Raw genomic sequence first — 8,426 nt, forward strand, 5'->3', positions numbered from 1 at the left:
CAGGCGCTGGCCGCGCTCGGCCAGGCGCAGTTGATCGCGCTGTGGCAGCGCTTCTTCGAGCGGCCGGTGGCGCAGGTGCTGCTGACCCACGACGACCTGCGCAACCGTCGCCGCTACCTTAACGCGCGCGCCACGCTGTGCGAACTGTTGCGGCTGGGCGCGCTGCCGGTGGTGAACGAGAACGACACCGTTTCGGTGGACGAGCTCAAGCTCGGCGACAACGACAATCTGGCCGCGATCGTCGCCGCCCTGGTCGACGCCGATGCGCTGTTCATCGCCACCGACATCGACGGCCTGTACACCGCCGACCCGCGCCGCGACCCGCAGGCGCAGCCGCTGCACGAGGTGCAGGAACTGAGCGCGGCGGTGCTGGCCATGGCCGGCGGCAGCGGCAGCGGCGTGGGTACCGGCGGCATGCGCACCAAGCTGGAGGCCGCGGCCAAGGCCGGCGCCGCCGGCATCGAGACCTATCTGTTCAATGGCCGCAGCGCCGAGGTGGTGCGCGGCCTGGCCCAGGACAGCCTGCGCGGCACCCGCATCCATGCCGCGCGCACCCGCATCGCCGCGCGCAAGTACTGGCTGCGCCACGTGCCGGTGGAGCCGGGGGCGATCCTGATCGATGCCGGCGCTGCCGCCGCGCTGCTCGACAAGGGCGCCTCGCTGCTGCCGGGTGGCGTCGCCGGCGCCGTGGGCGAGTTCCGCCGCGGCGACATGGTCGAGGTGCGTCTGCGCGACGCGGCCGGGGAACGCTGCCTGGCGCGCGGGGTCAGCCAGTACGCGGCGGTGGACATCCGCCGCATCGCCGGCCGCCACTCGCGCGACATCGAGGCGATCCTGGGCTACAACTACGGCGAGAACGTGATCCATCGCGACGATCTGGTGGTGGTGCGGGAATCGGGAGTCGGGAATGGGGAGTCGGCGTAATCGCGCCCGCCCCGCGCCGGCCGCGGAGGCGGCGCAAGACCGGCACCTGCATCGCGCCTCGCGTTCGCCGCCTCTGATGTCCTCGCGCCGAACGTAGCCTTTTCGAATCCCGAATCCCGAATCCCGAATCCCGAATCCACCGGAGCCGCCCAATGACCTCCATCCGCACCCAGGCCCTGCACTGCCGCGATGCCGCGCAAGCGCTGGCGCAGTTGTCGTCGCCGGCCAAACAGGCGCTGCTGGAGGCGATGGCGGCGGCGCTGGAGGCGGATGCCGAAGCGATCCTCGCCGCCAATGCGCGCGATCTGGAGGCGGCGCGGGCCAAGGAGGTCGGCAGCGCGATGCTCGATCGGCTGGCGCTGGACCGCAAGCGCCTGGACGGCATCGCCGCGGCGCTGCGCGAGGTGGCGGGCCTGCCCGACCCGGTGGGGCAGGTCACCCGCGACGACGTGCGCCCCAACGGCATCCGCGTGCAGAAGATCCGCGTGCCGCTGGGCGTGGTGGCGATGATCTACGAGGCGCGCCCCAACGTCACCGCCGACGCCGCGGCGCTGTGCATCAAGGCCGGCAACGGGGTGATCCTGCGTGGCGGTTCCGAAGCGATCCACTCCAACACCGCCATCGCCGCGGCGCTGCGCCGGGCGCTGCGCGACGCCGGCATCGGCGAGGCCGCGCTGACCCTGGTGGAGGATCTGCGCCGCGAGACCATGCTGGAGCTGCTACAGCTGAACGACATCGTCGACCTGGCGATCCCGCGCGGCGGCGAAGGCCTGATCCGCTTCGTCGCCGAACATGCGCGGGTGCCGGTGATCAAGCACTACAAGGGCGTGTGCCATCTGTTCGTCGACGCTTCGGCCGACCTGGCGCTGGCGGTGAAGCTGCTCATCGACGGCAAGACCACGCGGCCGGCCGCCTGCAACTCCCTGGAGACGCTGCTGGTGCACGCCGACGTGGCCGCGCGCTTCCTGCCGCTGGCAGCCCAGGCTCTGCGTCAGCGCGGCGTCGCCCTGCGCGGCGATGCCGCCACCCGCGCGCTGCTGCCGGGCATCGACCCGGCCAGCGACGACGACTACGCCGCTGAATACCTGGACCTGATCCTGGCGGTCGCGGTGGTGCCCGACCTGGACGCGGCGATCGCGCACATCCGCCGCTACGGCTCGGATCACACCGAAGTCATCGCCACCGCCGATGCGGCCAACGCGGAGGCCTTCGTGCAGGCGCTGCGCGCGGCGGTGGTGATGGTCAACGCCTCCTCGCGCTTCTCCGACGGCGGCGAACTCGGCCTGGGCGCGGAGATCGGCATCTCCACCACGCGCCTGCATGCCTACGGCCCGATGGGCCTGGAAGCGCTGACCGTGGAGCGCTTCGTGGTGCGCGGCGAAGGCCAGGTGCGGCACTGAGGCGCTGCGATCCTGGTCGGTGGGGCGCCTGAACTGCCTGGCAAGGGAGTGATCTGCGTCGCGTCGGTGGAGGTGGGGCAGGGCAGCCACCTGGGCTGATCGGCATGGCGTGCCTGCGCGCTCGCGTGGCCGCGGCGCCAACGGCGAGGGTCGCCGACCCAGCCTTTGTCACTTGCCGAGTGAGGCGCCGTCGCCTAGCGTCGCGGATTCGCCTCCTTTCGGGATCCAATGCCCATGCGCCGCCTCGCTCCCTGCCTGCTCGCCGCTGCCGTCGCCCTCGCCACCGCCGGCACCGCGTTCGCCCAGACCGCGCCGATGACCCCGGACGTCACCGGCAAGCCCTTCGTCGCGCCGACCGCGGCCAACGACTACATCAAGCGCGAGGTGATGATCCCGATGCGCGACGGGGTCAAGCTGCACACGGTGATCGTGCTGCCCAAGGGCGCGCACGGCGCGCCGATGCTGCTGACCCGCACGCCCTACGACGCCAGCGGCCGTGCCAGCCGGCTGGCCTCGCCGCACATGCGCGATCTGCTGCCGCAGGGCGACGAGGTGTTCGTCGATGGCGGCTACATCCGCGTGTTCCAGGATATCCGTGGCAAATACGGCTCGGAGGGCGACTACGTGGTGACCCGGCCGCTGCGCGGGCCGCTCAACCCGACCAAGGTCGACCATGCCACCGACGCCTGGGACACCATCGACTGGCTGGTCAAGCACGTGCCCGAATCCAACGGCAAGGTCGGCATGATCGGCTCGTCCTACGAGGGCTTCACCGTGGTGATGGCGCTGGCCGATCCGCATCCGGCGCTGAAGGTGGCCGCGCCGGAGAGCCCAATGATCGACGGCTGGATGGGCGACGACTGGCTCAACTACGGCGCCTTCCGCCAGGTCAACCTGGACTACTTCACCGGCCAGATGACCCGGCGCGGCAAGGGCGAGGGCATTCCGCGCCAGGGCTACGACGACTACAGCAATTTCCTGCGCGCCGGTTCGGCCGGCGACTACGCCAAGGCCGCCGGGCTGGAGCAGTTGCCGTGGTGGCGCAAGCTCACCGAGCACCCGGCCTACGACGCGTTCTGGCAGGAGCAGGCGCTGGACAAGGTGATGGCGCGCACCCCGCTGAAGGTGCCGACGATGTGGCTGCAGGGGCTGTGGGACCAGGAAGACATGTGGGGCGCGATCCACAGCTACGAGGCGATGGAGCCGCGCGATACCGGCAACGACAAGAACTACCTGGTGATGGGGCCGTGGCGGCACAGCCAGGTCAACTACGAGGGCGCCTCGCTGGGTGCGCTGCAGTTCGACGGCGACACCGCGCTGCAGTTCCGCCGCGACGTGCTCAAGCCGTTCTTCGATCAGTACCTGGTCGACGGCGCGCCCAAGGCCGACACGCCGCCGGTGCTGATCTACGATACCGGCGCCAACCACTGGGATCGCCTGCAGCGCTGGCCGCTGAGCTGCGCGCAGGGCTGCCCGGCGCAGAGCAAGCCGCTGTACCTGGAGGCCGGCGGCCGCGTCTCGTTCGAGGCGCCCAAGGCCGGGCAGGGCGAGTACACCGAATACGTGTCCGACCCGGCCAAGCCGGTGCCGTTCGTGCCGCGCCCGGTGGTGTTCGGCGACCGCGACATGTGGACCACCTGGCTGGTGCACGACCAGCGCTTCGTCGACGGCCGCCCGGACGTGCTGACCTTCGTCAGCGAACCGCTGCAGGCGCCGCTGCGCATCGCCGGCGCGCCGCAGGTGAACCTGCAGGCCTCCACCAGCGGCAGCGACAGCGACTGGGTGGTGAAGCTGATCGACGTGTACCCGGACCAGATGGCGTCCGATCCGAAACTGGGCGGCTACGAATTGCCGGTGTCGCTGGCGATCTTCCGCGGCCGCTACCGCGAAAGCTTCGAGCATCCGGCGCCGCTGACCCCGAACCAGCCGCTGGCCTACCGCTTCGGCCTGCCGACGGCCAACCACACCTTCGAACGCGGCCACCGGATCATGGTGCAGGTGCAGTCGAGCCTGTTCCCGCTGTACGACCGCAATCCGCAGACCTACGTGCCGAACATCTACTTCGCCAAGCCGGGCGATTACCAGAAGGCGACGCAGCGGATCTGGCACACGCCGCAGCAGGCGAGCTACATCAGTTTGCCGGTGGAGTGAGCGAAGCCGGCGCCGGCGCATTGTGCGCCGGCGTGTGGCGTTCGGCGTGCCGCGAACGCGTGGTCAGCTGCGCGATTCGACCAGCGAGAGGGTGCAGGTTTCGCCGGGAGCGGATTGCGCGTAGTCGAAGCGCGAAAGCTTCTTGCCCGAGGTCTGTGCGGCGAGCAGGCTCGCATAGGCGGCCTTGCCGAAATCGTCGCCGATGCTGAAATAGACGACGTCGAACTTGCAGTTGGTGGAAAACGGATCCTTGATGCTGAAGTAGGCGGTGCCGCCCTGCACGCCGAGGCGGTCCACCGACTTGTCGGTTTCGGTCACCGCGGCTGCGGGCGCGCAGTAGAGCGCGATCAGTGAGAGACAGAGCGTCGCTTGCAGTTTCATGGTGTCGTGTCCGTTTGTCTGAGTCGTGAGCGTCGAAACGGACATGCCCGCCGCCTCGCCTTCGGCGCGTGTCGTCGCCGAAGACGCGGGTCGTCATGCATGCGCCGGTTCCCCGTCGCCATTGTGGCCAGGCGCCGGGCCCGGGCGTCAAGGCCAGGTTGCTTCGAGAAGACGGAGGCGGGCGGTTGCCGCGCTGTGTGGCCGCACCGGATTGCAGACACAAAAAAACCCGGAAAACTGTGGTTTTCCAGGCTTCTTGTGACCTTGAAACTGGTCGGGGAGACAGGATTCGAACCTGCGACCTCTACGTCCCGAACGTAGCGCTCTACCAGACTGAGCTACACCCCGAAGGAGCCGCACATGATACGGAGGTCTTCCGCATTCGGCAAGCGCCTTTGCAAAAAAATTTCAGTCCGCCGCGTCGGCCGCGTCCGCGGCGGCATCCGCGGCGTTGCGCTCGCGCGCCTCGAACCACATGCCGTTGAGGATGGCGGCGGTGGAGGCCAGGCCGACACCGAGAATCCAGGCGAAGTACCACATGATCGTTTCTCCTTGCAGGCGCGTCAGTACGCGTTGGGGTTGTCGTCCAGAGAGGCGGAGGTGACCTTGCCCTTGAGCACGCGGTACACCCAGGTGGTGTAGCCGAGGATGATCGGCAGGAACACCACGGTGGCCAGCAGCATGATCCACAGGGTCAGGTGGCTGCTGGAGGCGTCCCACACGGTCAGGCTGGAGCCCGGCTGGCTGGAGGACGGCAGCAGGAACGGGAAGATCGCAAAGCCCACGGTCAGGATGATGCCGGCGATGGCCGCACCGGAGGCGATGAACGCCAGGCCGCCGCGGCGCTTGCGCAACAGCGCCGCGCTGAGCAGCAGGCCGAGCAGGCCGGCGGCCGGGGCCAGGGCCGTCAGCGGCATGGTCTTGTAGTTGTGCATCCAGCCGCCCACCTCGCCGAGCACGGCGGTCTTCAGCAGCGGGTTGGTGGCGCCGTCGGTGACCACCTGCGAGGTGACCGCATAGCCGGGCAGGCCGGTGGCCACCCATACCCCGGCGCCGGCGAACAGCGCGCAGGCCGCCAGGGCGGCGATGCTGCCGTAGCGCGCCGCGCGCTCGGCCACCGGGCCGTCGGTCTTCAGCACCAGCATCGCCGCGCCGTGCGCCACCAGCATGCTCACGCTGAGCAGGCCGGCGAGCAGGGCGAACGGCATCAGCAGGCCGAAGAAGCTGCCGGTGTAGAACACCCGCAGGGTGTCGTCGAAATGGAACGGCACGCCCAGCAGCACGTTGCCCACCGCCACGCCCATGATCAGCGCCGGGATCAAGCCGCCGACGAACAGCGCCCAGTCCCAGCCGTTGCGCCAGCGCTGGCCGGGCAGCTTGCCGCGGAACTTGAACCCGACCGGGCGCAGGATCAGCGCGAACAGGATCACGAACATGGCCAGGTAGAAGCCGGAGAAGCTCACCGCGTACAGCGGCGGGAAGGCGGCGAAGATCGCGCCGCCGCCCAGGATCAACCAGACCTGGTTGCCTTCCCAGACCGGGCCGATGGTGTTGACCACCAGCCGGCGTTCGGCGTCGTTCCTGGCCACGAACGGCAGCAGCGCGCCGACGCCCAGGTCGAATCCGTCCATCACCGCGAAGCCGATCAGCAGGATGCCCAGCAGCAGCCACCAGATCACGCGCAGCGTGGTGTAGTCCAATGCAATGAAGTCCATGGTGTGTCTCCTGCCGGGGTCAGAGGTGGCCGGCGGCCGCAGGTGCGGCGATCGGGGTAACGGGACGCGGAGCGGGCTGCAGCAGGGCGGGCAGCGCGTCTGGCCCCTTGCGGATCGCCTTGAGCATCAGCTTGATCTCGATGATCAGCAGCGTGGTGTAGATCGCCACGAAGCCGGCGAGGGTGATCAGGATGTCGTGCAGGGCCAGGCCGGAGGCGGCATAGAAGGTCGGCAGCACGCCTTCCACCGCCCACGGCTGGCGGCCGTACTCGGCCACGAACCAGCCGCACTCGATCGCGATCCACGGCATCGGCAGTGTCCACAGCGCCAGCTTCAGGAACCAGCGCTTGTCCTCGAAATTGTGCTTGCACGAGAACCACAGCGCGGCGGCGAAGAACGCGATCAGGTAGAAGCCCAGGCCGGCCATCACCCGGAACGTCCAGAACAGCGGCAGTACCCGCGGCACCGTGTCCAGCGCGGCCTTGGCGATCTCCTCCGGGGTGGCGTTGAGGATGTCCTCGCGGTAGCGCTTGAGCAGCAGGCCGTGGCCCAGGTCCTGCCAGTGGCGATCGAACACCGCGCGCGCCTCGGCGTCGTTGCGGTTGGCCTTGAGCCGCTGCAGCGCGCCGTAGGCGATCTGCCCGCCGCGCACGCGGTGCTCGGCGCGCTTGACCAGTTCCAGGATGCCCGGCACCGGCGTGTTCAACGAGCGCGTGGCGATCAGGCCCATCAGGTACGGCACCTTGATCGCGTAGTCGTTCTTGCCGGTGGCCTGGTTGGGGATGCCGAAGGCGGTGAAGTCGGCCGGCGCCTGCTCCGTCTCCCACATCGCCTCGATCGCGGCCAGCTTCATCTTCTGGTGTTCGTTGGCGGCGTAGCCGCTCTCGTCGCCCAGCACCACCACCGACAGCGAGGAGGCCAGGCCGAACGCGGCGGCCACCGCGAACGAACGCCGGGCGATGTCGCGGTGCTTGCCGCGCAGCAGGTACAACGCGCTGATCGACATCACGAACACCGCGCCGGTCACGTAGCCGGCGCTGACCGTATGCACGAACTTGGCCTGCGCCACCGGGTTGAACACCACCGCCATGAAGTCCACCACTTCCATGCGCATGGTATCCGGGTTGAACACCGCGCCGGTCGGGTTCTGCATCCAGCCGTTGGCGATCAGGATCCACACCGCCGACAGGTTGGTGCCCAGCGCCATCAGCCAGGTCACCATCAGGTGCTTGACCGGGGTGAGCTTGCTCCAGCCGAAGAAGAACAGGCCGATGAAGGTCGCCTCCAGGAAGAACGCCATCAGCCCTTCGATCGCCAGCGGTGCGCCGAAGATGTCGCCGACGTAGTGGCTGTAGTAGGACCAGTTCATGCCGAACTGGAACTCCATGACGATGCCGGTGGCCACGCCCATCGCGAAGTTGATGCCGAACAGCACGCCCCAGAACAGGGTCATGCGCCGCCACACGTCCTTGCGGGTCATGACGTACACGCTCTCCATGATCGCGATCATGAAGGACAGGCCCAGGGTGAGCGGGACGAACAGGAAGTGGTACATCGCGGTCATGGCGAACTGCAGCCGCGACAGCTCTACGACAGTGGTGTCGATCATGGCTGTGCTACCTCGTGGAAGATGTGCATCTGGGTGGCCGAGTGGCGGGAGATTGGAGGCGATCTTCCGCCGCTGCGGCGCGTTCGACCTTGATTCAGATCAATGTGCGGCACCGGGGTGCCCGGCATCGTGGCGGCCACGGCGGTTCCGGCCCGGAAGCGCCTTCCCCGCTAAACTGGCGACTTCGTTCGCCGCGCCGAGCCCGTTTTGACCGATTCCGCCGAGCCGTCCACTGCACTGCCCGCC

General features: G+C 68.8%; 7 protein-coding genes and 1 tRNA gene. 3 read left to right on the forward strand and 5 right to left on the reverse strand.

Annotated features, from left to right (window positions below):
* The 3 genes from proB to D180_RS06030 form a co-directional block, all read left to right on the forward strand.
* The coding region (gene proB, locus D180_RS06020; protein WP_017912080.1) for a glutamate 5-kinase at positions 1 to 924 on the forward strand (924 nt) is incomplete at its 5' end.
* A gap of 152 nt (positions 925 to 1,076) precedes the next feature.
* Entirely contained in the window at positions 1,077 to 2,324 is a 1,248-nt protein-coding gene (locus D180_RS06025) for a glutamate-5-semialdehyde dehydrogenase (protein WP_017912081.1), read from the forward strand.
* Positions 2,325 to 2,558: 234 nt separating this feature from the next.
* Positions 2,559 to 4,475, forward strand: coding sequence for a CocE/NonD family hydrolase (locus D180_RS06030; protein WP_017912082.1), 1,917 nt, complete (start codon positions 2,559 to 2,561; stop codon positions 4,473 to 4,475).
* A 63-nt stretch (positions 4,476 to 4,538) separates the two neighbouring features.
* Here D180_RS06030 and D180_RS06035 read toward each other — a convergent pair whose 3' ends face one another.
* From D180_RS06035 to D180_RS06055, 5 genes are all read right to left on the reverse strand, one after another.
* Positions 4,539 to 4,901: a hypothetical protein gene (locus D180_RS06035; protein ID WP_232760350.1), complete on the reverse strand. Its 363-nt coding sequence runs from the start codon at positions 4,899 to 4,901 to the stop codon at positions 4,539 to 4,541.
* Positions 4,902 to 5,127: 226 nt separating this feature from the next.
* Positions 5,128 to 5,204, reverse strand: a tRNA-Pro gene (locus tag D180_RS06040).
* Between the two features lie 60 nt (positions 5,205 to 5,264).
* On the reverse strand, positions 5,265 to 5,396 hold the full coding sequence (gene cydX / locus D180_RS06045) for a cytochrome bd-I oxidase subunit CydX (protein ID WP_017912084.1): 132 nt from the start codon (positions 5,394 to 5,396) through the stop codon (positions 5,265 to 5,267).
* Positions 5,397 to 5,419: 23 nt separating this feature from the next.
* Positions 5,420 to 6,571, reverse strand: coding sequence for a cytochrome d ubiquinol oxidase subunit II (cydB, locus tag D180_RS06050; RefSeq protein ID WP_043090550.1), 1,152 nt, complete (start codon positions 6,569 to 6,571; stop codon positions 5,420 to 5,422).
* A gap of 19 nt (positions 6,572 to 6,590) precedes the next feature.
* Positions 6,591 to 8,180, reverse strand: a complete 1,590-nt coding sequence (locus D180_RS06055; RefSeq protein WP_017912086.1) for a cytochrome ubiquinol oxidase subunit I — start codon at positions 8,178 to 8,180, stop codon at positions 6,591 to 6,593.
* Positions 8,181 to 8,426: the final 246 nt, after the last annotated feature.

The organism is Xanthomonas sp. SHU 166, assembly GCF_000364685.1.
Taxonomy (GTDB): Bacteria; Pseudomonadota; Gammaproteobacteria; order Xanthomonadales; family Xanthomonadaceae; genus Xanthomonas_A; species Xanthomonas_A sontii.

Excerpts from the sequence above, each read along its gene's own strand:
- D180_RS06025 (WP_017912081.1), top strand. The coding sequence starts at position 1,077 with ATGACCTCCATCCGCACCCAGGCCCTGCACTGCCGCGATGCCGCGCAA.
- D180_RS06030 (WP_017912082.1), top strand. The coding sequence starts at position 2,559 with ATGCGCCGCCTCGCTCCCTGCCTGCTCGCCGCTGCCGTCGCCCTCGCC.
- D180_RS06035 (WP_232760350.1), bottom strand. The coding sequence starts at position 4,901 with ATGTCCGTTTCGACGCTCACGACTCAGACAAACGGACACGACACCATG.
- cydX (WP_017912084.1), bottom strand. The coding sequence starts at position 5,396 with ATGTGGTACTTCGCCTGGATTCTCGGTGTCGGCCTGGCCTCCACCGCC.
- cydB (WP_043090550.1), bottom strand. The coding sequence starts at position 6,571 with ATGGACTTCATTGCATTGGACTACACCACGCTGCGCGTGATCTGGTGG.
- D180_RS06055 (WP_017912086.1), bottom strand. The coding sequence starts at position 8,180 with ATGATCGACACCACTGTCGTAGAGCTGTCGCGGCTGCAGTTCGCCATG.